Annotated in this window: 17 protein-coding genes and 1 tRNA gene; 7 read left to right on the forward strand and 11 right to left on the reverse strand. The window is 68.2% G+C overall.

The features are described 5' to 3' along the window. Positions 1 to 7: 7 nt before the first annotated feature. The gene (locus tag C8J44_RS16730; protein ID WP_404969223.1) at positions 8 to 370 is read left to right on the forward strand and encodes a flagellar biosynthesis regulator FlaF; all 363 of its coding nucleotides are present in this window, start codon (positions 8 to 10) and stop codon (positions 368 to 370) included. 59 nt (positions 371 to 429) lie between these two features. On the opposite strand, the gene C8J44_RS16735 is transcribed toward C8J44_RS16730, so the two are convergent. From C8J44_RS16735 to C8J44_RS16760, 6 genes are all read right to left on the reverse strand, one after another. Further along, complete coding sequence (locus tag C8J44_RS16735; protein WP_121905353.1) at positions 430 to 1,851, reverse strand: efflux transporter outer membrane subunit; 1,422 nt, start codon at positions 1,849 to 1,851, stop codon at positions 430 to 432. Beyond that, a complete protein-coding gene (locus tag C8J44_RS16740; RefSeq protein WP_121905354.1) occupies positions 1,844 to 4,894 on the reverse strand; it encodes an efflux RND transporter permease subunit in 3,051 nt (1,016 codons plus the stop codon). The genes C8J44_RS16735 and C8J44_RS16740 overlap by 8 nt, the downstream gene beginning before the upstream one ends. 3 nt (positions 4,895 to 4,897) lie before the next feature. Next, positions 4,898 to 6,046, reverse strand: coding sequence for an efflux RND transporter periplasmic adaptor subunit (locus C8J44_RS16745; protein WP_121905355.1), 1,149 nt, complete (start codon positions 6,044 to 6,046; stop codon positions 4,898 to 4,900). Between the two features lie 122 nt (positions 6,047 to 6,168). Beyond that, positions 6,169 to 7,260 carry a helix-turn-helix domain-containing protein gene (locus C8J44_RS16750; RefSeq protein ID WP_121905356.1) on the reverse strand — a complete coding sequence of 364 codons (1,092 nt, stop codon included), beginning with the start codon at positions 7,258 to 7,260 and terminating at the stop codon, positions 6,169 to 6,171. A gap of 102 nt (positions 7,261 to 7,362) precedes the next feature. Continuing rightward, positions 7,363 to 8,136 (reverse strand): SDR family oxidoreductase, encoded by a 774-nt coding sequence (locus tag C8J44_RS16755; RefSeq protein WP_121905357.1) that lies wholly within the window; start codon positions 8,134 to 8,136, stop codon positions 7,363 to 7,365. Continuing rightward, positions 8,133 to 9,557, reverse strand: coding sequence for a coniferyl aldehyde dehydrogenase (locus C8J44_RS16760; protein WP_121905358.1), 1,425 nt, complete (start codon positions 9,555 to 9,557; stop codon positions 8,133 to 8,135). The genes C8J44_RS16755 and C8J44_RS16760 overlap by 4 nt, the downstream gene beginning before the upstream one ends. Positions 9,558 to 9,722: 165 nt before the next feature. Between C8J44_RS16760 and C8J44_RS16765 the strand changes: the two genes are divergently transcribed. The 6 genes from C8J44_RS16765 to C8J44_RS16790 all read left to right on the forward strand — a co-directional run bounded on the left by C8J44_RS16765 (position 9,723) and on the right by C8J44_RS16790 (position 18,856). Then, positions 9,723 to 10,958, forward strand: coding sequence for an amino acid deaminase/aldolase (locus tag C8J44_RS16765; RefSeq protein WP_121905359.1), 1,236 nt, complete (start codon positions 9,723 to 9,725; stop codon positions 10,956 to 10,958). 70 nt (positions 10,959 to 11,028) lie between these two features. Beyond that, positions 11,029 to 13,302: a TonB-dependent receptor gene (locus tag C8J44_RS16770; RefSeq protein WP_121905360.1), complete on the forward strand. Its 2,274-nt coding sequence runs from the start codon at positions 11,029 to 11,031 to the stop codon at positions 13,300 to 13,302. Further along, the gene (locus tag C8J44_RS16775; protein ID WP_121905361.1) at positions 13,299 to 14,465 is read left to right on the forward strand and encodes an MFS transporter; all 1,167 of its coding nucleotides are present in this window, start codon (positions 13,299 to 13,301) and stop codon (positions 14,463 to 14,465) included. Before C8J44_RS16770 ends, C8J44_RS16775 begins: the two co-directional genes overlap by 4 nt. Next, on the forward strand, positions 14,462 to 15,733 hold the full coding sequence (locus tag C8J44_RS16780) for a D-arabinono-1,4-lactone oxidase (RefSeq protein ID WP_121905362.1): 1,272 nt from the start codon (positions 14,462 to 14,464) through the stop codon (positions 15,731 to 15,733). Before C8J44_RS16775 ends, C8J44_RS16780 begins: the two co-directional genes overlap by 4 nt. 100 nt (positions 15,734 to 15,833) lie before the next feature. Then, the gene (locus C8J44_RS16785; RefSeq protein WP_183128816.1) at positions 15,834 to 16,421 is read left to right on the forward strand and encodes a TetR/AcrR family transcriptional regulator; all 588 of its coding nucleotides are present in this window, start codon (positions 15,834 to 15,836) and stop codon (positions 16,419 to 16,421) included. A 311-nt stretch (positions 16,422 to 16,732) separates the two neighbouring features. Further along, on the forward strand, positions 16,733 to 18,856 hold the full coding sequence (locus C8J44_RS16790) for a TonB-dependent siderophore receptor (protein ID WP_183128817.1): 2,124 nt from the start codon (positions 16,733 to 16,735) through the stop codon (positions 18,854 to 18,856). A gap of 294 nt (positions 18,857 to 19,150) precedes the next feature. Here the strand turns inward: C8J44_RS16790 and C8J44_RS16795 are convergent, their stop codons facing one another. From C8J44_RS16795 to C8J44_RS16815, 5 genes are all read right to left on the reverse strand, one after another. Further along, positions 19,151 to 20,071, reverse strand: coding sequence for an NAD(P)/FAD-dependent oxidoreductase (locus C8J44_RS16795; RefSeq protein ID WP_121905365.1), 921 nt, complete (start codon positions 20,069 to 20,071; stop codon positions 19,151 to 19,153). A 517-nt stretch (positions 20,072 to 20,588) separates the two neighbouring features. Further along, a tRNA-Glu gene (locus C8J44_RS16800) sits at positions 20,589 to 20,663 on the reverse strand. A 47-nt stretch (positions 20,664 to 20,710) separates the two neighbouring features. Continuing rightward, positions 20,711 to 22,486 carry a single-stranded-DNA-specific exonuclease RecJ gene (recJ, locus tag C8J44_RS16805; RefSeq protein WP_121905366.1) on the reverse strand — a complete coding sequence of 592 codons (1,776 nt, stop codon included), beginning with the start codon at positions 22,484 to 22,486 and terminating at the stop codon, positions 20,711 to 20,713. Between the two features lie 381 nt (positions 22,487 to 22,867). Further along, positions 22,868 to 23,551, reverse strand: coding sequence for a 2OG-Fe(II) oxygenase (locus tag C8J44_RS16810; RefSeq protein ID WP_121905367.1), 684 nt, complete (start codon positions 23,549 to 23,551; stop codon positions 22,868 to 22,870). Between the two features lie 102 nt (positions 23,552 to 23,653). Continuing rightward, the gene (locus C8J44_RS16815) at positions 23,654 to 24,607 is read right to left on the reverse strand and encodes an RcnB family protein (RefSeq protein ID WP_121905368.1); all 954 of its coding nucleotides are present in this window, start codon (positions 24,605 to 24,607) and stop codon (positions 23,654 to 23,656) included. Positions 24,608 to 24,761 lie beyond the last annotated feature (154 nt).

Genomic DNA, 24,761 nt, shown 5'->3' on the forward strand with positions numbered 1-24,761 from the left:
GCAGCCGATGTCCACGTCCCCGATGTCCCTCAACGCGTATCAGCGCACGCGCACGATTACCGAGAGCCCGCGCGCGACCGAATGCCGGCTGATGCGCCAGATCACCGGCGAGATGATCGCCGCACGCGATGCCGGCGTGGTCGGCGTGCCGCTGACCGCGATCCTGTTCCGCAACCGCGAAGTGTGGAACGCCTTCTCGACGGCGTGCGCGGCGCGCGGCAACCGCCTGCCCGATTCCCTGCGCGCCTCGATCGTATCGCTCGGCCTGTGGGTCGATCGCTTCACGAGCACGGTCGTGGCCGGTCGCGACGACATCGACGGCCTGATCGACGTGAACCGGGCGATCATCCAGGGGCTCGAGCAGGACTGACCCGCTCGATCGTCGCATACCCGAATGCGACGATCGAGCGGCGATGCCTGGCATCCGTCCTAGCCGCCAAGCGCGCGGTGGAGCTGGATGTGCGCGAGCGTCGACGCGACGCGCTGGCGAACGGCCGCGAGCTCTGCCGACAATGCCGCTTGGCGTGTGTCGAGCAGGGGTAGTGCGCCGATATCGCCGCGGGCGTAGCGGGCCTCGACCATCGCGACCGTTTGGCGCCGCGACGCAAGATCGCGATCGTAGAGGCTGGTGCGTTCGGTTGCGGCGCGCGTTGCGGACAGCGCGTCGTCGACTTCGCGCCAGGCGTTGAGGACGGTCTGGCGGTAGGCGATCGCGGCGCTGCGGTCTTCGGACCGACGCAGGTCGAGTTGCCTTTGCAAGCGTCCGCCGGAGAAGATCGGCAGCGACAGGCTGGGGCCGATGCTCGTGCTGCGCGCGTTCCAGCCGAAATCGGCTAGGTTCAGCACGTCGATGTCGAACAGCCCGGTCAGGCTGACCTTGGGATAGAAATCGGCCTGCGCGACGCCGATCTGCGCGGTCGCCGCATGAAGCCGCGCCTCGGCCTCGACGATATCGGGGCGGGTCCGGGCGACCTGGGAGGGCAGGCGTACCGCTACCGCCGGGAGCGGCCTGAGCGGTGCCAGCGCGGTGCGGTCGAACGGGACGGTATCCGGTGTGGCCCCGACCAGGATCGCCAGCGCGCGCTGCGTCGTCGCCGCCTGATGGTCGAGCTCGACGATATCGCCGTGGAGCGCACGCAGCTTCTCCTCGGTCGCCGCAAGATCGATCGGCGTCGCGAGACCGCGGCTGAGCAGCGCGCGTGCGATCGCGGCGTTGCGCTCGGCGAGCCCGACGCCGTCCTGCGCGATGCGGCGTTCTTCCCACAGGCCGCGTAGCTGGACATAGGTACGCGCCACCTCGGCCTCGACCGAGAGGCGTACGCCGCGCGCGGCGGCTTCGGTGGCTGCGACCGACGCCTGCGCCGCCTCTGCCTGGCGACGATGACCGCCCCAGAGGTCGAGTTCCCAGCTTGCGCCGACGCCGACGCTGTAGAGATCGAAGTCGACGCCCTTCGGCGGGGCGGTCGTCGGGGTGACGCCGAGCAGCGTCTGCGTCACCGAGGCGATCCCCGCGGTGCCGACCCGCTCGCGGCTGTAGCCCGCCTGACCCTCGACCTGCGGCGCCCCGGCGGCGCGGGCCTGCCCCCGTTCGATCCGCGCGGCGGTGATCCGCTCGATCGCTGCCGCGATATCGAGATTGCCCGAGCCGGCGCGCGCCTCCAGCGCATCGAGCACCGGATCATCGAAGCTGCGCCACCAGCGTGCATCGGTGCTAGCCGACACCGGGGTCGCCCCTTGCCAGACCGGCGGCAGGATCGGCGCGGGGGGCGTGAAGTTCGGGCCGACCGTGCACCCCGCCAGCGCGGCGGCGAACAGCAGCGGCAATGCCCGCGTGATTTTCGGATCATGCATCGTGGTGGTCCTGCTGCGGAAGGCTGGATGTGCGATCGAACGCGAGCGCGTAGAGCGCGGGCAGGGCGACCAGCGTGAGGATCGTCGCGCCGATCAGCCCGCCGATCATCACGATCGCCATCGGCCCCCAGAAGATGTTGAAGCACAGCGGAATGAAGGCGAGCACCGCCGCCAGCGCGGTCAGCACGACCGGGCGCGACCGCCCGATCGTCGCGGCCCGGATCGCCGCGTGCAGATCCATGCCGTCTGCCTGATTATGCGTCACCTGATCGACCAGGATGATCGAATTGCGCATGATCATCCCCGCCAGTGCGATCAGCCCGAGCAACGCGACGAACCCGAACGGCGCGCCCGTCACGACCAGCGCGGCGACCGCGCCGATCAGCCCGAGCGGTGCGGTCGCGAGCACCAGCAAGGTGCGGCCGATGCTCTGCAACTGGATCATCAGCAGCACGAGCATCAGCGCGAAGGTGACCGGCAGCAGCGCATAGATCGCGTCGTTCGCCTTGCCGGACAACTCGCTGTCGCCGCCATCCTCGATCCGGTAGCCTGCGGGCAGCGATTTCGCGATCGCGGCGACGCGCGCGGCGGCGGCGTCGACGACTTCGGACGCCTGCACGTCGCCGGTCATGTCGGCCTGCACGGTCATGCAGAGTTCGCCGTTGCGCGTCCACAGGATCGGCTGTTCGGTGGTCGCGCCGATCCGCGCGACCTGGCCTAGCGGGACCGGACCGCCCGGCGTGCTTACCGCCATGTCGGCGAGCCGCCCCGGATCGGCGCGATCCGCCGCCGTGCCGCGCACGACGATACCGATCCGCTTGGTGCCGCGGAGCACGTCGCCCGCCGGCTGCCCCGACATCATGGTCGCGACGTCACCCGCCAGCCGCGCGCGATCGAGCCCGAGCCGCGCGACCCGCTCGGCGTCGAGATCGAGCCGCATCGCGACCGACGGCGTCCCCCAGTCCGCCTGGACCGCGGTCGTCCCCGGCGTCGCGCGCAGTACCGCCTCCAGCCGTGCGGCGATGGTCCGCAACATTTCCGGATCGGGGCCGATAACGCGGTATTGTACGGGAAAGCCCGCACTCGGCCCGAGCGACAGGCGGCGGATGTGGAGCTTGGCCTCGGGGGACGCGTGGTTCGCGAGCAGCCGCGCGATGACGCGTTCGCGGGCGTGAAGGTCGGTCGCGACCAGCACCATCGTCGCGGTCGCCGGGTCGGGCAGCGAGGGGCCGTAAGGCAGATAGAAGCGTGGCGAGCCCTGGCCGATATAGCTGTCGGCCTGCGCGATATCGCGGTCCTTGGCGATGCTCGCCTCGATCCGCTTCACCGCCGCCGAGGTTGCCGCAAGCGAGGACCCCGGTCGCAGGCTGACGTCGACGATGATCTCGGGGCGGTCCGATACGGGGAAGAATTGCTGGCGGACCAGCATCGCGCCTGCGAGACTCGCGACCAGCAGCGCCGCGGTCACCGCGACCACCGTCTTGCGCCGTGCCATGCACGCATCGACGACGCTGCGCAGTCGTCGATAGACCGGCGTGTCGTACATCGCGTCCGCGTCGTGATGCGCGTGCGCCTCGGGGAGCAGCCGCACACCCAGATACGGTGTGAACACGACCGCGACGACCCAGCTGACCAGCAACGCCGACCCGGTCACCCAGAAGATCCCGCCGGCATATTCGCTGGTGGTCGATTGCGCGAAGCCGACCGGCAGGAAGCCGACGATCGTCAGCAGCGTGCCGGTCAGCATCGGGAACGCGGTGTGCGTCCAGGCATACGCGGCGGCATCGGTCCGGCTCGCGCCCCTTTCGAGCTGGACGACCATCGCCTCGACGCTGATGATCGCGTCGTCGACCAGCAGCCCGAGCGACAGGATCAGCGCGCCGAGCGAAATCCGCTCGAGCCCGATCCCGCTCGCCCCCATGAACAGCGCGACGATCGCCAGCGTCAATGGCACCGACAGCGCGACGACCACGCCGGTCCGCCAGCCGAGCGTCACGAACGCGACCAGCAGCACCACCGTCAGCGCGCAGAAGAACTTGATGAGGAACGCGTTCACCGCCTCGCGGATGTTCTGGCTCTGGTCCTCGACCTGGGTCATGGTGACGCCGGCGGGCAGCGTGCGGCCGAACGTGGCAGCGACCTGCGACAATTGCTTGCCGAAGCCCAGCCCGTCGGCACCCGGCGCCATCGCTATCGCCAGCACGACCGCAGGCTTCGCCGCATGGCGGACCAGCCCGTCGGGCGGATCGGCGTACCCGTTACTGACAACGCCGACGTCGCCGACGCGAATGGTGCCGTCCGCGCCGGGAATGGCGGTGCTCTCGACCGTATCGACGCCGTCGACCGTACCGCCGATCCGGACGGGGACACGCATCGACCGCTCGATCACGCCAGCGGGGGCGACGCTGCTGCGCTTTGCCAGCGCCTGCACGACGGCGTCCGGCGATAGCCCCAGCGCGGCGAGCCGGCGAGAGTCGACATCGACGAACAGCCGGCGCGGTACCTCGCCGGTGATCTGCACCTTGCCCGCGCCGGGGATGCGCAGCATCGCGTCGCGTGCCTGTTCGGCCAACGCCACCAATCGCGCATTGTCCGCGCCGGTCAGCGTGAAGACATAGCCGTAGACGTCGGCATAGTCGTCGTCGGCGGCAATTGTTGCCTCCGCGGGAAGCCCCGGCTCGAGATCCTTCAGCTGCTTGCGGACCTGTTGCCAGATCACCGGAACGCGGTCCTTCGGCGCGCTGTCCTTCAGCGAAACGCGGATCGCGCAGCCACCGTCGACGCAGTAGGTCTGGAGAAAATCGAGGTCTTCGGTCGCCCGCAGCCGGCGTTCGATCGGGTCCGCGACCTGCGCGCGCATCTGCACCGGCGACGCACCAGGCCACGACGCCGCGACGATCATCTCCTTCAGCGTGAAGGTCGGATCCTCGTCGCGCCCCAGCGCGAAGAACTGCGCGGCGCCGGCCGCGAACAGCAACGCGATCAGGAAGCCGACGAGCGCGGGATGACGGATCGCCCAGCGCGACAGGTTGAAGCGGTCCATCGCTCAGTTGCCGCCCGCGACGAGGCCGGCCATGACGACGCGCTGCCCTTCCGACAGCGTGTCGCCACCGCTTGCGACGATCTGCTGGCCATCGGACAGCCCCGAGACGATCGCGTCGTCGCCGCGCAGTTCGACCAGATGCACCGGCTGGCGGTGGACGCGGTCGCCGCCCTTGCCGGCCCCGCCGCTGCCCTTGTCGCCGCCGCTCGACAGCGACCAGACGTGCGGCTGGTTGCCCCGTGCGCCGAGCGCGGTCAGCGGCACGCGGATCGTCGCCTTCGGATCGGGCATCCGCAGCGTGAGCGTCGCCGAGCTGTTGAACGGGATCTGAGACACATCGCCGAGCACGCTGAACCGCGCGGTCCGCAACCGCAGCGCGCCGTCCGCCGCCGGTCCGACCAGTCTCAGTCGCGCCTCGGCGATCGTGTCGGGCGCAGACCAGAAGCTGACATCCGCCATCGTCCCGCTGGCAACCTGCACGCGCTCGGGCAGGCGAACCTCGATTTCGGGACCGCCCGTGGCCAGCCTGACGACGGTGGTGCCGGCATCGACGACGGTCCCGGATTCGACCGCCCGTTCGGTCACCACCCCGTCCTCTGGGGCGATCAGCACCGCGTCGGCGAGCGTCGCTCGGCTGTGGTCGAACGCCGCGCGCGCCGCATCGCGCTTGGCCGCAGCGGCGCTCGCTGCCAGCGCGCGGTCGCGGACCTCAGCTGCCGACAGCGCGCCGATTCCGTCCAGCCCAGAGGCACGCCGCGCCGCGTCGCCCGCGCGGATCGCCTCGGCGGTCGCGGCAGCGAGGTCGGCACGCGCCTGTCCGCTATCTGCGATCGCTTCGGCGTGCGAAAGGCGGGCGAGGACCTGCCCGGCGCGGACGTGATCGCCGACCTGTACGTTCAGCGCGAGCACCCGGCCGCCGGTCTTGAACCCGAGCGCGATTTCGCGGCGCGGGCGCAGCACGCCGTCGAACGTCGCGGTCTGTCCGCCGGCGTGATGGATCGTGACCACGTCGACCAGCGTGGCGTCGGATCTGGGCGATACGATCGGTTCTGAGGAACAGCCGGCGCAGGCGAGGAGGGTCAGACCGGCAGTAATTAGCCTGGTCGGCAGCTTGCTCGGCAGCCCGGTCGGGGCAGTGGAAATCATCGGCATCGTCGCGTCCCGTTGTGAACGCGGTCGCCCTGCCGATCCGAGGCGATCCTGGCCTGCCGATCCTCGAAACCGACCAGTCAATTTTGAAAACGACCGGTTCTGACGCTTGAGAACCGGCTTCGCTAGCCGTCCAGGTGCCGCCGTCGAAACGCGCTGGGGGTTTCGCCGAGACGGTCCTTGAACACCCGGTTGAACATCACGAGGCTGCCGAACCCCGCATCCATCGCGATCGTCAGGATCGGCACGTCCTTCTGCGAGGGGTCGGCGAGCGCGCTGCGGACTTCGGCGATCCGGTGTTCGTTGAGATAGTCGCTGACGTTGCGATAGCCGAGCCCGCCATTGATGTGCCGCCGCACGCGGTATTCGGGCGTCTCGACGCGCGCGGCGATCATCCCGATCGTCAGGTTGGGATCGCGGTAGGCGCGGTCTTGCGTCATCATCGCCGCCAGGCTCTGGCCGAGACCGACGTCGAGCGGTTCGGGCGCCGCGACGGCTGGAACTTCGCCGACCACCGGGGTGGCGTCCGTGCTCAGGAAAACCTCAGGGTGGCGCAATCCGAACAGCAGCGCGCTGATCACGAACGTGCCCATGAACAGCCCGGCGGCGGCGGTCATTCCAGACACGGCCAGTTCGCCGGTCGCGCGACCGACGATCTCGCTGCCCAGCAGCCACAGGATGATGAGCCCGATCGACACCACGAAGATCGTTCGCGCCTGCCGCCGCGCCTCGACCAGATCGCCCTGCCGATTCCGCCATGCGAGCCACTGCGCATGGATCGCAAACGCCATTCCCCCCAGATAGACCGCGATATCGAGCCCACGGATCGGCGCGGCCAGTCCGCGCCCCTGCAGGCTGACATACAGCGTGCATCCCAGGAACGCCGCCGCCAGCGCCATATCGATCGGCTTGGGTCTGAACGCATCGTCGAACCAGGCGCGCGCGAACAGCCAGAACAGGGGGATCGCCGCGCTCGAACTCATATCGAGCAGCGGATCGAACGCGGTCGGCGCATGCGGCAACCCCGCCAGCGTACCGACCACCGTACACAGCGTCAGCGCCAGTCCGAACCGACTCGGCAACGACGCCGGCGACCGCGCGAACACCACCGCCGCCAGCATTAGCAAGCCGATCGCACCACCGCGAAACAGGAGATCGAGCTGGAGAATCACCGTCGACGATACCGGGTCATGCTGGCCATCAGCCGCGACAACCATGCCGTTGCCGGTATGTCCAGTCCTACCGTTTGCGGACGGAGACGCGCGCGCGGGGGCGTCGCCGGGTCGGGCAGGCGACGTGTCGCAAATCCGGGCGGCGGGTCATGTCCGTGCCGCGCGCAGGCGCCGACGAAGCAGCATCGTCACGATCGGCTGGGGAAGGACGGTGGCAATGCGCACCAGCCAGCTTATCGCAGCCGGAAAGCGATAGTCGCTTCGCTCGGTGCGGAGCGCGCGGACGATATGTGCGACGCCGCGTTGCTCGGAGATTTCGAACGGCGAAGGCATGGCATGCGCCTGCGTTCGCGCCGTGGCGACGAAGCCGGGATAGATGCTGATGAATCGGATACCGTGATCGGCGAACTCGACGCGGCACGTGTCCATCAGCAGTCGCATCGCGCCTTTGGCGGCAGAATACGGCCCTTGCAGCGGCACGCCCATCAGACCAGCGAGCGAATTGGTATGCGCGACCATGCCGGAACCTTGGCGCATCATATGGTGAAGCACCGGAAACAGGTAGTTGACGCAGACGTCGTAATTGCTCCGCATATAGTCTTTGACCGCGCCGACGCCGATCGTCCGCAGGTCGAGATCGGGAGCGCCGCCGACGTTCATCAGCAGCAGGTCGATGCGACCGAACCGGGCGATCGTCGCCTCGACGACCGCAGCGGCTTCGTCTTCGCGCAGTGCGTCGGCGGGGTGGATGATGCAGACACCACGGTCGAGCGCGATCTCGGCCGCGAGGCTTTCCAGTTCGCCGGCCCGTCGCGCGGTCGCGACGATCGTTGCGCCTTCCGCGGCTAGCCGTCGCGCGACACCGCGGCCCATGCCGCTCGACGCGCCGACGATCAGCACGACCTTGCCCGCGAAGATCACCGGCCGTCGCCGAGCGGCTTCAGCCCGGCCACCAGCCGCATCGTCAGCCGTGCGGCAGTGCCCCAGGGCGGGCCGATCCGTTCGAACATGTTGATCGGCCCGGCCTTGTGCACCGCGCGAGCATGGCTGAACCGGAAGAAGCCGTCGCGGCCGTGATAGGCGCCCATGCCGCTGGCGCCGATGCCGCCGAACGGCAGGCTGTGCTGCGCGACATGAAGCAGCGTGCCGTTGATCGTCACGCCGCCCGATGTGGCGCCATTGAGGATCCTGCGCTGCGTCGCCGCGCCATCCGCAAAGCAGTAGAGCGCGAGCGGTCGCGGGCGGGCGCGGACGAAAGCCAGCGCTGCGTCGAGCGTGTCATAGGGCTTCACCGGGAGCACCGGGCCGAAGATCTCCTCGCGCATCAGCGTGCAGTCGTCGGGCGCGCCGAGCACCACCGTCGGCGCGATCCGGTGCCCGGTCGGGGCTGGCGCGGGATGGGTGAGGATCTCCGCACCACCGCGTCGCGCCTCCTCGATCGCGTCGGTCAGCCGCTGGTGGTGCCGCGCGTCGATGATGTTGCTGTAGTCGCCGTTGCGCTCGATCGTCCGATAGCGGTGCACGGCGGCAGACAGCACCCCGTCCGCGAACCGGCGCGCCGAGGCGGCGGGCACGAGCGCGTAATCGGGTGCGACGCAGGTCTGGCCGGCGTTGAGATAGCGACCGAAGGCGATCGACTTGGCGGCGCGGTCGATCGCGAAATCGGGGGCGACGATTGCCGGCGACTTGCCGCCGAGTTCGAGCGTCACCGGCGTCAGATGATCGGCGGCGGCACGCAGGATATGGCGCCCGACTTCGGTCGATCCGGTGAAGACGAGGTGATCGAGCGGCAGTCCCGACAAGGCCTGCGACACCGCGACGCCGCCCTGCACGACCGTCAGGCGATCGGCGTCGAACCGGTCCGCCACGAGGCGTGCCAGCAGGGCGGCGAACGCCGGGGAGGCTTCGGATGGCTTGACGATCACGCGGTTGCCTGCCGCCAGCGCATCGATCGCCGGTCCCAGCGTCAGGAACAACGGATAGTTCCAGGGCGCGATCACTCCGATGACGCCGAGCGGCTCGTAGCGAACCCACGCCGTGCCCGGTTGCAGGCTGAGGTCGACGCGGCGCGGCGAGTCGCGCATCCATGTCTTCAGGCGTGCACGGCTATGGCCGATCGCGGTGATCAGCGGCACGATCTCGAGGATGTCGGTTTCGGTCTTCGACCGCCCGCCGAAATCGTCGGAGATCGCCTCCACCAATGCGGCGCGTCCCTCGATGAGCAGTCCGTGCAGCGAATCGAGCAACGCCTGACGGATCGGCGCACTTGCCGCGACCTCGTCGCGGGAGGCGCGATGTTGGCGATCGAACGCAGTGCGCAACGCCTGCACTTCGGGGGTCATGGCAATCCTTTCCTAGCGTCTCGACGACTTCCTTCGATCGTATGGCGAACGCTGTTACCTAACAAGAGCGATGATCATATTTAGGTATAGCTATCTATATTAAGGTTGATAGGATGATCACATCGACTCGCTAAAGAGGTCGATGGCATGAGGGAGAGGATCGCTATGGACGACCGCGACAGGCTCGCGCCGGCAGTTGCTGGTACGCCGACGTCCGATCCTTATCGGCGCTATGCGGATGCGCTGGGCTCGGTGCGTCTGCCCGCAGCATTCGTCGATCTCGACGCGCTCGATCGCAATGCCGACCGTCTGGGCATGCGGGCGCGGGGAGTGCCGGTCCGGCTCGTCACCAAGTCGATCCGGTCGGTGGGCGTGCTTCGCTATCTGCTCGACCGGTTCCCCTATCTGCAAGGATTGCTGTGTTTTTCGCCGGCGGAGGCGGCCTGGCTAGCATCGCAGGGGTTCGACGATCTCGTCGTCGCCTATCCGACGGTCGAGCCGAGTGAGATCGCGCGCGTCGCGGCGGCGGTGCAGGGCGGCGCGTCGATCACGCTGATGGTCGACGATGCCGCGCAGCTCGACGTCATCGATCGCTGTGCGGCGGCGGCGGGAACCTCGCTCGCGGTGGCGATCGACATGGATGCCTCGACCAGTTTTCCCGGTTTGCGCTTCGGTGTCTATCGGTCGCCGGTCGCGACCGCGAAGGCGGCGCTCGCGCTGGCCGACGCCATCGCCCGGCGGCGCCATCTGCGGCTCGACGGCGTGATGGGTTATGAGGGCCAGATCGCCGGGCTCAACGACGCGGTGCCCGGCCAGCGGGTGCGCAACCGCATCATCCGGACGCTCAAGGCGCGCTCGATCCGCGACGTGCATCGGCGGCGCGGCGCGATCGTCGCGGCACTGACGGCGGCGGGGCATCGCCTGCGGTTCGTCAATGGCGGCGGCACCGGCAGCTTCGAAAGCACCGCGCGCGATCCGAGCGTCACCGAGCTGGCGGCGGGGTCGGGCTTTTATCTGCCGGGGCTCTTCGATCATTATGTGGTCACGCTGGGCGAGCCCGCGGCGGGCTTCGCGCTGCCGGTGACGCGTCGCCCGGCACCCGGGATCGTGACCTGTGCGGGCGGTGGCTATCCCGCGTCCGGTCCGATCGGCCCGGATCGCCTGCCCAAGCCGTGGCTGCCGACCGGCGCCACGCTGATCGACAACGAGGGCGGCGGCGAGGTGCAGACACCGGTGCGGCTCGCCACCGCCGACGCGCTGCCGCTCGGTGCGCCCGTCTTCTTCCGTCACGCCAAGGCGGGGGAGCTGTGCGAGCGGTTCGACACGCTGCTGCTCGTTCGCGGCGATGACATCGTCGACCGCGTCGCGACGTATCGCGGCGACGGGCAATGCTTCTTCTGACCTGCAACGACAGGCGGGCCGTCGACCGGACCCGCGAGGACCGACGCCAACGCAAAAAAAGGGGATGACGATGAAACGGTCTATCTTGCACCATAGTGTGGTCCTCGTCGCGCTCGCCCTATCGGCGGAGGCGCACGCGCAGCAGGCCGCGGCCGACCAGCCTTCCAAGCCTGCGCCCATGCCCGCGCCCGGGGACGGTGATATCGTCGTGACGGCCCAGCGCCGGTCCGAACGCCTCCAGGACGTGCCGATCGCGGTTACCGCGATCACCGGCGACGACCTGCGTGAACGCCGCATCGCCGACGTGCTCGACCTGTCGGGCCGTGTTCCCGGTCTCCAGATCCGCTCGGCGGACAATGGCGCGAACCCGCGCATCTTCATCCGCGGCGTCGGCCTCAACGATTTCAACCCGGCGACGGCGAGCGCGGTCGGCATCTACGTCAACGGCGTGTATGTCGCCTCGACGCTGGCGCAGCGCGACGCGTTCTTCGATCTCGGCCAGGTCGAGGTTCTGCGCGGACCACAGGGAACGCTGTACGGCCGCAACACTACCGGCGGCGCGATCAACGTCACCACGCGCCAGCCGGGCAACACGCCCGAAGCCGATCTGTCGCTCGATTACGGCCGGTTTAACGCGGTGACGCTGCAGGGCGGGATCAGCGCGCCGGTCGCGGCCGACCTGGCGGCGGTTCGCATCGCCGGTCTGTATCAGCGCGACGACGGGTACATGCGCAACACGCTGACCGGCAACCGCGGCAACAACGTCGACCGCTGGGCCTTGCGCGGCAGCGTCCATTTGACGCCGTCGAGCACGGTGACTGACGATCTCACCGTCAATGCGAGCCGCTCGACCGGCGGATCGCTCCAGGCCTATGCGCGCACACTGATTCCGCAGACCGCGGCGGCGACCGGAGCCGACGGCCTGTGCACGCCCGCCTTCTACACCTCGGGCCAGTGCACCAACATCCTGGGTTACGCCAACACCAGCCGCAATCTGTACGAAGGGGCCTATCGCTTCGAAGGGCGCGACCGGGTCAGCCTGTTCGGCACCGGCAACACGCTGTCGATCGATCTCGGGCCGGTCAGCCTGATCGCGGTGACCGGGTTTCAGCATGCCAGCCGCAACGATCAGGAGGATACCGACGCCAGCCCGGTACCGGTCGTCGCCGCCTCATACATTACCCGGCAGGACACGGTCAGCCAGGAACTGCGCGTGCAGTCCGACGGCCACGACCGGCTGCGCTACGTCGCCGGCGTGTATTATGCGCACGACCTGATCCGCAACGAGTCGTCGCTCGACGTGCTGCCGGTATTACGCGCGCCGACGCCCGACAATCCGAGCGGGGTCGACCTCGTCGCGGGGATCGGCGACTTCGCGTGGCCGTCGCGACAGGTGACGAACAGCTATGCCGGTTTCGGGCAGCTCGATTTCGATCTCACGCCGCGGCTGACGCTGACCGGCGGGCTGCGCTATTCCGCCGATCGCAAGCGTTTCGACTATCGCGCCGAGGCGGCCGGGGGAACGATCCCATTGTTCACCTATGCCGACGCCAAGACGTTCGGCTCGTGGTCGGGGCGCGCCGGGCTGCAATATCGCTTCAGCGACGCCGCCAACGTCTATGCGAGCTATAATCGCGGCACCAAGAGCGGCGGCTTCTTCAGCGGCTTCGCGCAGGACCCCTCGCTGATCGGGCCCTACAAGGACGAGACGGTCGACGCGTATGAAGTCGGTGCCAAGACGCAGTGGCTCGACCGACGGTTGGGGCTGAACGTATCGGCCTTCTATTACGACTATGAGGATCTGCAGGTCTACACGTCGGTGGTCCAGGGGCTGATCACCACGCAGCTCTTCACCAACGCCTCGGCCGCGCGGATCTACGGTGCCGAACTCGAACTGACCGCGCGACCGGTCGATGGGCTCAACCTCAGCGCCTCGACCTCGTTGCTCAGCGCGACCTATCGCGACTTCATTTCGCAGGGTGCCAACTATTCGGGCAACCGACTGCCCTCGGCGCCCAAGATCAGCGTGCAGGGGAGCGCCGAGTATCGCAAACCGATCGCGACCGGCGCGATCGTCGCGCGCGCGGATGTCTCCTATCGGAGCAAGGTGTTCTTCAACACGTCCAACGACGCACGGCTGACCGATCGCGCGCGCGCCTTCGTCGACGGGCGGATCGGCTGGCAGTTCGCGAAGGATCGCTACGAGGTCGCGCTGTGGGTCCGCAACGTCTTCGACGTGCCGGTCATCTCGGACATCACGCCATTGCCTGCGTTGGGCTTCGATGCGGTCGTCGTCGGACGGCCGCGGACCTTTGGTCTGTCGTTGCGGGCGAACTATCGATGATCGCGCCGGATACGGCCCGCTCGGCCTATGTCGCCGCGTTCGTCGTCGGCGTGTACGGCGTCCTGATGGCGGGCCTCGCACCGTTGCTGCTCGGCACGCTGGTCGCGGAGGGGCATCTGACCGCGGCGCAGCTCGGGCTGGCCGCCACGGCCGAGCTGGTGACGATGGGGCTCGCGGCGGGGGCGGCGGGGTTCCTGACCGAACGCATCGCGCCGCGCATGCTCGCGCTGGCCAGCGTGATGGCGATCATCGTGCTCGACGTCGCGACTGCCAGCGCGACCGGCGGCACCGTCATCCTGCTGCGCGCGCTGGCCGGCGCGCCCAGCGGCATGCTGGTCGGCATCGTCACCGCGATGATCGTCCGATCGGCGCAACCCGCGCGCCAGGCCGGGATGTATCTGACGATCCAGACGGTCGCACAGCTGGCCTGCGCGGCGGTGATCAGCGGCCTGGTCGCGCAGCACCACGGCGCGGCGACGGGGTTCTTCGCGATCGCCGCGCTCGGCGTGCCGGTCGCGATCGTCGCGATGGGGACGCCGGTGCGGCTGGCGCCGTTCGCCGCAAACCACGGCATGGGACTCCCCGATATCCGGGGATGGCTCGCGCTCGCGGCCGCGTTCTGCTTCTTTGCCGGCATCCTCGGCATCTGGATCTATCTCGAACCGCTCGCGCATCAGGCCGGACTCTCGTCCGGCACCGGCGGCCTTGCGGTGGTACTCGCGCTTGCCGGACAGGTCGCGGGCGGCATCCTGGGCGCGGCCACGGTCCAGCGCTGGCCGTGCCGGTTCGTGCTGATCGGCGCGACCGCGGCGCTGATCGTCGCAGCGGCGATATTCGCGACGTTGCCCGGTCGGACCGCATTTCTGGCGACCGCGATCGGCTTCGGGATGCTCTGGGCGTTCGCGAGCCCGTATTTCACCCGGCTGCTGATCGATGTCGACCCGACGCACCGCGCCGCGATGCTCGGGTCGGCGGCACTGCTGCTGGGGTGCGCGACCGGTCCGAGCGTCGCGGCGCTGAGCGTCAGCGATGGCGACGTCCGTGGCTGCCTCACGCTCGGTGCCGGGCTGCTCATCGTCACCGGCGGCATCGTGCTGCTGCTTCCCCTACTCCGGCGCGTGGGGTCCCCTGCGTTTGCCGTGCAATCGAAAGACCGATCATGACCGAGTGGACCAACTGGTCGGGCAGCGTCGTCGCGCGCCCCGCCACGATCGCGCGTCCGCGCGGGCTCGACGAACTGGCCGAGGTCGTCAAGGGGGCGCGGCAGGTGCGGATGGTCGGGGCAGGGCATTCCTTCATGCCGCTGTGCCAGACCGAGGGGACGCTGCTGTCGCTTGCCGATCTCGAAGGCGGGATCGAGGTCGCCGCGGATCGCCGGTCGGCCTGGGCCCCCGCGGGCTGGAGCCTCGCACGCCTGACCGACGCGCTGTGGGCAGAGGGGCTGTCGCTCTACAACCAAGGCGACGTCAACCCGCAGTCGCTCGCAGGCGCCGCCGGCACCGGCACGCACGGGACCGGCGAGGCGCTCGGCAGCATCTCGACGCAGGTGACCGGCGTCCGCCTGATGCGCGCCGACGGCACGCTCGTCACGTGCGACGCGCAGACCGAGCCCGCGCTGTTCCAGGCGCAGCGTCTTGGTCTCGGGCTGCTCGGCGTCGTCGTTGCGATGCGGCTCGCGGTGCTGCCCGCCTATCACCTCGAGGAACGCGTCGAACGCTGGCCGCTCGACACGGTACTCGACCGGTTCGACGAACTGACTGCGGCGTCGCGGCATATGGAGTTCTGGGTCTTTCCCTATGCCGACTACGTGATCCTCAAGCGGCTGCATCCGGTCGAGCCCGAAGGTCCCTACCGCCACGCCAACGACGTCAACGAGGGGGCTTTCCGGCTGGCGTGCAACATTTCGCGCCGTGTGCCGGGGTTGATCCCCAAGCTGCAGCGCGGGATGATGCAGGCGATCGGCGGGCCCAAACGGCGTGTCGGCCCGGCCTATCGGATTTTCGCACAGGAGCGGACGGTGCGTTTCGAGGAGATGGAATACGAGGTGCCGCGCGCGAACGGGCTGGCGACGCTCCGCGAGGCTCTCCGCTATGTCCGCCAGACGCGGCTGCCGCTCGCCTTCCCGTTCGAGGTTCGTACCGTCGCCGCCGATGATATCTGGCTGAGCCCGTTCCATGCCGGGCCGTGCCTGTCGATCTCGGTGCATCAATATGCCGGCATGCCGTGGCAGAAGGCGTTCGCGGCGCTCGAGACAATCCTGCGCGATGCCGGCGGTCGTCCGCATTGGGCGAAGCGTCACACGCTCGATTTCAGGGCGGCGCATGCGCTGTATCCCCGGCTGTCCGACTTCCTGACCGTACGTTGCGATGCCGATCCCGAGGGCAAGTTCGTCAATCGCTTCTTCGACCAGCTGTTCGCGATCGGCGGGTGAGCGGGCGAACGACCAACGCCGGTTTGCGTTTGGCACCTGGGTGAGCCAGAGCGACGGCGTTATGGTCGAACCCCGCCGCCTACCCATGCAGGAGCGCAGCATGCGCCGCCGCGAGGCGATCCTCGTCGCGGCGCAGGACCTGCTCCTCACCGAGAACCCCGAGGACCTCGCGATGCGCGAAGTCGCGCGCCGCGCCGAGATCTCGATCGGCTCGCTCTATCAATATTTCCCGTCGAAGCCGGCGATCCTGCGCGCGCTGGTGCTGCGCAACCTCGACAAGGTCGGCGCATTGCTGCGGACCGAGGTGCATGCGCTGCTCGAGGATCATGGCGGGCGCCCGACGATCGCACAGGCGGTCGACCGGATCATCGACGCGTATGTCAGCCATTATCGCAGCCATCCCGAGGCGATCGCGGTGTGGGCGGGTGCGCAGGCCGATCTCGAACTGCGTCGGCTCGACGTGATCGACACGCGCGCGACCGCCGACTTCATGGTCGCACCGATGATGATCCTGTTGTCGTCGTCCGACCGCGACAAGATCCTGTCGGCGGCGTTGCTCATCACCGAGCTCGCCGGCCATGCGATACGGCTGGCGATCGCGCTCGAACCGCCGCTGACCGACCGGATCGTCGCGCAATTCAAGACGATGGTGATCGCCGTCCTCGAAGCCAATCGCGAGCTGAACTAGGGCTGCGAACGACCAGTTTGCCGCGGGTGGCGCGTGCGGGATCGAGGTTGGTCGTGCCGCCCCGCGAGAGGCGCCGCGTGAAATGGCGATGTCGTCGAGCAGGCCAAAAGTTGGGCCGGTCGTTCGTGTTCCTGTCACGGACAGCGCAAAGCCCGCCAACCTGGGTACACCGGCGCCCGCGCACCGCCCGTATCATTCTTCATGATCGTGTCATCATAGTTTCATCTTGCACCACTCCCTCCGCCGTTTATGAGACAATGTATCGTAACGCAAAGCCCGACGGCTTTGCGTTTCTGCATGAGATTGGAACAATGGTGGTCAGGGCAGTGTCGAACGCGGCGCAGTATTGGGAGCGAACGCGCTCGTCACGCCGGAGCCGCGTCGCGCGTGCCGCGCTCTGCGCGATGGCCTGTTCGGGGACGCCGGCGTTTGCGCAGGACGCGGGGCAGGGGGGTGATCCCACGGTCGACGACATCGTCGTGCTCGGCCAGCGTCGCCTTGATCGCACCAGCGGGTCAGACATCGTGACCGAGCGGATGTCGCAGGCCAGCATCGCGCTCGATCGCAGTATTCTGGACGACTACGGCGTGCGCCGCCTGGCCGATGCCCTGGAGCTGGTCAGCGGTATCTCGCAGCAGAACAATCTCGGCGGCCTGCGCGACAATTACGCGATCCGCGGTTTCCTCGGCACGCCGGACACGGGGGCAGAGTATTTCGTCGACGGCTTCCTCGCCAATCGTGGCTTCGGACCGCCGCGGGACCCCGCCAATGTCGAACGGATCGAGGTGCTCAAGGGGCCGGTGGGTGCGGTGTTCGGATCGGTGGATCCGGCGGGTGTGATCAACGTGGTCACCAAGAAGCCGCGATTTCGGAACGGCGGCAATTTGACGGCGAGCGGGGGCTCGTTCGGCACCTATCGGCTCGAAGGCGATGTCGAATCGGCGCTGTCCTCGACGTTCGCGATCCGCCTGGTCGGCGCGATCGAGAACAGCGACGGCTTTCGCGACCATGTCGATCTCAGGCGGCGCCTGTTCGCACCATCGGTAAGCTGGCGGCCGATGAACGGCACCACGCTGACGTACCAGGGCGAATATATTCAGTTCCGCGCGCCGTTCGACCGCGGCATCCCGGCGATCAACGGGAATAGCGAGGCCGTCCCGCGCGATCGCTTTCTCGGAGAACCCGGCGACGGGCGCGTGTCATCCAGCAACTGGCGACACGAACTGACGCTGGAGCAAAGTCTGGGCGGGAGCTGGACCTTCGTCGGCGGCACGGCCTATCGCGACGCTCGCATCCGGGGCTTCTCCAGCGAAGCGTCGACGCTGCTGGCGGATGGAACGGTTCGCCGTCAGCGCCGCCTCCGCGACTGGAACCTGACCGACTGGTCGGGGCGGGCGGAAATCCGTGGCACCGTCACGGCCTTCGGCACGCATCGACCGAGCATGGGCGTGACGCTCTACGATCTCGACTTCGATACCTTCCAGACGCGGTTCCGGCCGACCGCTGCCCAGCCTTACCCGATCGACGTCTTCGACCCGGTCTACGGGGGCGTCGCCGGGCCGCTGACGCCGTTCACCGCGACCAACGAACGCCGTAAAGCCGTTGCCGTCTACGGTCAGGATATGTGGGACCTGACCGACTCGCTCAGCGTGGTCGGGGGCCTGCGCTACGAGCACCTCGACCAGCGCATCGACAATCGACTGTCCGGGCAGCTCAGCCGTCTGGAGCGTGATCCGATCGAGTTTCGCGCCGGCATTCGCTACCGTCCCGATCCCCGGTTCGCCTTCCACGCGAACTGGGGCGAGGGCTCGCGTGCCAATTCGAGCGTCGGACGACTGGGCGACGCGTTCGCGCCCGAAACCGGCCGTGGCTACGAAGTCGGCGCCAAGCTGGTCCTGGCATCGCTTCGCGTTGGGGCGAGCTGGTTCGATGTCTCCAAGCGCAACATCCTCGCAACCGATCCGGTCGACGTGAACTTCCTCGCGACGGTGGGACGGATCAGGTCGCGCGGCATCGAACTCGATGGCGAAGTCGATCTGGCGCCACGCGTGCGGCTGATCGGCAACTACGCCTTCACGGATGCTGCCGCTCGCGATCCTGCATTCCCCAGTGCCGATGTGCTCAACGTGCCGCGTCACGCCGGCACGCTGCAACTGTTCGCGACGGTTCCTCTCGCGGCTCGCGACCTCGCGCTGAGTGCGGGCGGAACCTATGTCGGCGCGCGTGCCGCGGCTCTCGATGGCGGTAACCTGCGACTGCCGAGCTATGTGAAGGCCAAGGCGAGCATCGCGTATCCCCTGACCAAACAACTGACCGCTCGCGTAGAGGTCGACAACATCCTCGACCAGACCTACGCGCAGAGCAGTTACAGCGCGCTGTGGATTTCACCTGGGGCGCCCCGATCGGTCCTGTTCTCGCTGGCGGCACGGCTTTGAGCGCTGGCCAGCGGTAATCGCTCGAGAACAGCAGCCGCGCTTGGCTGACGATCGGTCCCGCGTCCCGCGCCGCCTGTCACGTCGCGTCCGCGGTCAGGTTTGCGCCGATCCACGCCGTCATGTCCGTGACTGGAATGGCATGCGTGCCGAAGTCGCTGTCTCCCGAATTGATCGTATTTGGAATGCCAGCGGAGCTCGCCTGCTATCCGAACGCAGCCGGACCGTTATCCACGCTTTGAGGACGCGTGAATTAACGACTCAGCCACTCGGCAGCCCATCGGTTTGAAAGCCGAGTCATCTCGCAGGTCCGACGAACGCCGCGAGTTGTTGCCCGGACAGCCAGGCGGCTTCGATCCGCGGACCGAGCAGCCAGTCGCCGCAGGCGCCCAGCCGAGTCTCCGCGTTCCAGAACGCACCGCGCGCCGACGTCCCGGTCTTCGCATACCGCCAGCGGTGGACGCTGGTGGCGATGATGGTGGGCGACCCCGCGCCGATGTGATCCGCGAACGCCGCGAGAAGCGCCCGCGCGATCGTGTCCGGCTCGTCTTCGAGGTGCGCACGCGACCAGCCGGCACTGGCCTGTAGCACCCAGGCCTCCGGTCCGGTCCGTCCCGGCTTGGCCGAGTTGCGGACGGCGGATGCGATGATCCCGATATCCGCAAGTCGATCGCAATCGGTCGGCACCGGGCCATCGAACGCTGCCATGACGGTCCAGCACGGATCGGAAACCGCGGCGCGGGCCGCATCGGCCAACGTACCGTCATAGTCCGCGATCAGGGGGGCGACCTGCTCCGCCGGCACCGCGACGATCGCCGCGTCGAACCGTTCGTCGCCGATCCGCCATCCACCGTCATGGCAGAGACCGGCGATGGCGGTGTTCCAACGCATGTCGCAATCGGCCGCCATCGCGCGTATCGGCGCGTTCATCGCCGGTGTCCCGACCCATGCATCGAGCCCTGCGGGCGACCAGCGCGCGGCGTGGCCACCGTGCGCCCAGCGCTCGACCTGAGCCACGAACGCGGGATCGCGTGCCGTCAGATATTGCGCGCCGTGATCGAACGCCGCCTCTCCCAGCGGTGTATCGACCCGGCGCGTCGACATCCTGCCACCCGGCCCGCGGCCCTTGTCGAACAGGATCGGGTTATGACCCTGGCTGCGTAGCGCGTGCGCGCAGGACAGGCCGGCCATTCCCGCACCGATGATTCCGATCCGCATGATACCCCCGTGCCGGCGTGCCGCGACAGAACGTGCCGCTGACCGGACACCCTCAAACGCGACGCGTGTCGATTGGAGCCGGACGGGTACAGATTTTTGGTGATATCCCAGGCCACCAGCCAGACCATCTTGCCTTGGCCTTGGCCTTGGCCCTGGACCCTTAGCCTTAAACATCGCTGCGACCGAAGATGATCTGGTTCCGCGCGACAGGATCGAACAGGCGTAGAGAAACGGCAGGCTGCCACCGCTCACCGCATCGAGCGTGGCACTCCGGCGTAGGTGAAGGCTGACTGCGGCGACATGGTTGGTCACCTGTTCGGGCCGGCCCACGCCCGCGCCGCTACCCGCTCCGACGATCAGCGTCGCGAACCCATCGCGGATTACGAGAAGCTTTATCCATCACCCGCAGCGAACTGCGCCTACCTGGCAGGAGGCGTATTTGGCCAACATCGTCTGGGAAATGAAACCATGAGACACGCTCGTTTCACCCACCAATCATTGCTTGAAAAGCCGATGATGGTGACCCCTACGGGAATCGAACCCGTGCTTCAGCCGTGAAAGGGCCGCGTCCTAACCGCTAGACGAAGGGGCCTGCGTGGTTGGAGGCGCCTAAAAGGAAGCCGCTTTGGCGTCAACCCCTCAATCAGCCCAGGCGGCGTCTTCGACGTGTAATTCAGCCGACGGCCGCGAGGACCAGTCGTCGATCTTCGCGCGGCCCGCCAGCCAGAGTTTGCGGTGGGGGGCGGCCCCTAGCAGCGCCTGGCCTAGCGCGCTTTCGGCCGAGCGGAACGCCATCGCCTTGATGCTGCGGCCGTCGTCGCCGGCGACGATCGTGCGGACGTGGCCGTTGCCGACGACGTCCGCCTTGATCACGCGGACCGGGCCCATCGCGACGCGGGGGGCTGGCCAGCCCATGCCGTAGGGACCGCCGGCTTCCATCGATTCGACGAGGCCGGGGTTGACGCCGCCCGCTGCCAGCACTGCGTCGAGCAGCAGGGCTCGGTCGCCGTTCGAGCGTTCGACGGCGGTCGCAAGGCGTTCTTCGAGGAAGTCGGTGAAGGCGGGGATCGCGGCTTCGCTGATCGTCAGGCCGGCGGCCATCGCGTGGCCTCCGCCCGCCACCAGCAGGCCGTGTTCGCGGGCGGCCATCACCGCGGCGCCAAGGTCGACGCCGGGGATCGAGCGGCCGGAACCCTTGCCAATGCCGTTCTCGTCGATCGCGATGACGATCGCGGGGCGGCCGAGCTTTTCTTTCAGGCGACCGGCGACGATGCCGATCACGCCGGGGTGCCAGCCATGCCCTGCGACCACGGCGACCGCGCGGTCGCGGCTGGAGAGAAGGTCGGCGGCCTCCTGCACGGCGGTCTCGATCGCGCGGCGTTCTTCGTTGAGGCGGTCGAGTTCGGTGGCGATCTGGCGGGCTTCGTCGGGGTCCTGCGTGGTGAGCAGGCGCACGCCGAGGTCTGCGCGGCCGACGCGGCCGCCGGCGTTGATGCGCGGGCCCAGCGCAAAGCCGAGGTCGGTGCAGGTCGGGTTGCGCGTTAGGCGTGACGCCTCGATCAGCGCGGCGACGCCGATGTTCTTGCGCGCGCCCATGACCTTGAGGCCCTGCGATACGAACGCGCGGTTGAGGCCGCGAAGCTGCGCGACGTCGGCGACGGTGCCGAGCGCGACGATGTCGAGCAGGTCGATCAGTTTCGGCTCGGCGCGGTCCTTGAAGAAGCCGCGCGCGCGGAGCGTGCGGACGAGCGCGGCGGCGGCGAGGAAGCACATGCCGACCGCGGCGAGGTGGCCGTGCGCGGCGCCTTCGGTCTCGTCGAGGCGGTTGGGGTTAACCAGTGCGAGCGCGTGCGGGAGCGCGGTCGAGCATTTGTGGTGGTCGATGACGATCACGTCGACTGCCGCGTCGCGGGCGGCGTCGAGCGCGTCGAACGCCTGCGCGCCGCAATCGACCGTGACGATCAGCGTGGCGCCTTCGCCGGCGAGGCGGACGAGCGCTTCGCCCGACGGGCCGTAGCCTTCGAGCAGGCGGTCGGGGATGTAGGGGCGGGCCTCGATGCCGAGGTCGCGTAGGACGAGCACCATCAGCGCGGCGGAGGTGGCGCCGTCGACGTCGTAATCGCCGAAGATCGCGACCTGTTCGCCGGCTTGCACGGCGTCGGCGAGGCGCTCGGCGGCGCGGTCCATGTCGCGGAAGATCGACGGGTCGGGCATGAATGCGCGGATCGACGGCGTGCGGTGCGCGTCGAGCGCGTCGCGGGGGCAGCCTCGGGCGAGGAGGAGCTGGGTGACGAGGTCGTCGCCCGAACCGCCCCCGAAACCGTCACCCCCGAAACCGTCCCGGCCGTCTGCCGCGAGTGCGCGCCAGCGCCAGGGTTGGCCGAGGATGGACGAGGTTACGCCGAGAACTGTCATGCCTTGGACGTAGTGGCTGTGGAGGGATTGTCGAGCGGCGAGGGGGCTGAACGCGCGCTCGCCGTCTACTAGGCCGTCATCCTGACGAAAGTCAGGACCTAGAGTAACGGCGCGAACACGTGTGGCTCTGGATCCTGACTTTCGTCAGGATGACGGTGGCATGGCCTTGGATGTGTCCAACTCCCTCCGTTTGTGCTGAGTAGCGACCGAGTAGCTTCGTAGAAGCGTACCGAGGGCGCGTATCGAAGCATGGGTTCCGTGTGCCAACCTGTCCTTCGATACGCCGTCTCGATACGCTGCTGAGGCAGCTACTCGACGGCTACTCAGGACGAACGGAAGGGGGGACGCGATCGCGCACGAGACGCAACGGTCAGCGCCCCTTCACTTGATCCACGGCCGCTCGCGAAACCACTTCGTCACGATGTACTTCACGCCCTCCACCACCGGCATGCCCTCGTGCAGCGTCAGCCCGTTGGGCGTCCCGTCCGGGTTCATGTTGTTCCACGCGAGCAGCATGCCGCGCTTCGGCGCGATCTTCACGCCGGCCTGCGGGAACCACGTCGCGCCGCCCTCGGGAACGTCGTTGAGGAACACCATCGCGGTCCAGGTGCGCTGGCCGCCTTGCTCCTGCATCTTGGCCCAATAGCTTTCGGACTCGTGGAAATAATCATGGTGCGCGCGGAATTGCTGGCCGGGGGCGTAGCGCTGGCCCTGCATCGTCTCGCCGTGCAGCAGGTCGATGCCAAGCAACGTGGCGATCGCCTCGTCGGTCGGCTGCACGTCGGGCGACCAGCGATCCATGTCGCAGCTCTCGCTGGTCCGGAAACTGCTGTTCGGGCGATCGGAGAGCAAGGTCGACGGCCGCCGCTTGGAATCGATCACCGCGATCAGCCGCTTGCAGGTTGCGGGATCGAGGAACTTGTCCTGATAATAGAACTGCACGGTGTCCATCGCGATGCGCTGCACCGCGGGATTGGCGTCGAGGCGCGCGGCGACCTGCGATCCGAAGGCTTGGCGAAGTGCCGCGGCCGGATCGACCCTCTTGGCTTTTGAAAAGATACCCACGCCGCAGGATTTGGCGAAGCGCCTTCAAAACGCAAGAGCCCCGCGGCGATCAAAATCACCGCGGGGCTCTCCCCTGTTACTGCGTGACGGGCAGGCCGGAACCTACCAGAAGATGTCGTACACCGTGTCGACCACGCGGCCGCTGTCGAGATCGACCAGCAACGCGTCGTTGTAATAGCGCACCCAGCGATACGGGCCGTAGGCTTCGGGCAGGCGGTAGGTGTACGGGTCCTGGATCCAGTAATTCTGGTTGTAGAGGATCCGGTTCAGCGAGAAGCCGACGTTGAAGCGACGGTAGCCAGACCCCCAGCCGCTCGGTGCATAATAGCGCGGGAGGCGGTAGGCGCCGCGGTTCGACGCGCGGTAGTTGCTCCAGGCATAGCGGTTGTCGTTCCGCCAGCCACGGTTCCATGCGCCGCCCTGGTTGTAACGGCCCTGGTTGTAGCCGCCCCGGCCATAGCCCTGGACGTTGCCATAGGCGCGGTTGGGTTGGCGGTTTTGATAGCCGTCGCGACCGCCGTTGCGCCAGTCGCCCCGGTTGTCGCCCCGTCCGTCATTGCGTCCGTCGTTGCGCCAGTCGCCGCGTCCGTTGCGATCGAATTGGCCGCGATCCGCCTGCTGGGTGCCGCGGTCGAAGCCGGGGCGATCTTGCCCTCGGTTCCAGTCAGGGCGGTTCTGGCCAGCTTGCGCGTCGGGACGAGCCTGACCGTTCCAGCCCTGGCCGTTTCCGCGCTGGCCATTCCAATCGGGACGTCCTTGACCGTCGGGGCGGTCGCCGCGGACTTGCGGCTGCGTGCCGAGATCGGCGCGCTGCGGGCGTTGGGCCTGGTCAGGCGTGGCGGGGCGGTCGGGACGCGGCTGCTGGAAAGCCTGGCCGTCCGGACGTGGGCCACGATCGCCGCGATCCGGACGCTGGCCACGATCCTGACGCGGGCCATCATTGCGGCGGTCACCGCGGTCCTGATCGACCTGCTGGGCGGTGGCGGTCGTTGCCATCATGGTCGCCGGCACCAACGCGGAGGCCGCCATCAAGAGTTTGAGAAACTTGCCCGTCATCGCCGTCGTCCTCGACTGCCGGCGCACGAGCCGGCTCCTATGATGGGTCGGGTCTAGGATTTCCGCTATGTGGAGAGGCTGAATGCGTTCGTCAGCGATCAGACAGGTTTAGGTCGGATACGTCGCTACGTCTTTGAAGCATCCACCCCGGCGA

It is taken from the genome of Sphingomonas sp. PP-CE-3A-406 (assembly GCF_003688625.1).
In the GTDB taxonomy this organism is placed as follows: Bacteria; Pseudomonadota; Alphaproteobacteria; order Sphingomonadales; family Sphingomonadaceae; genus Sphingomonas.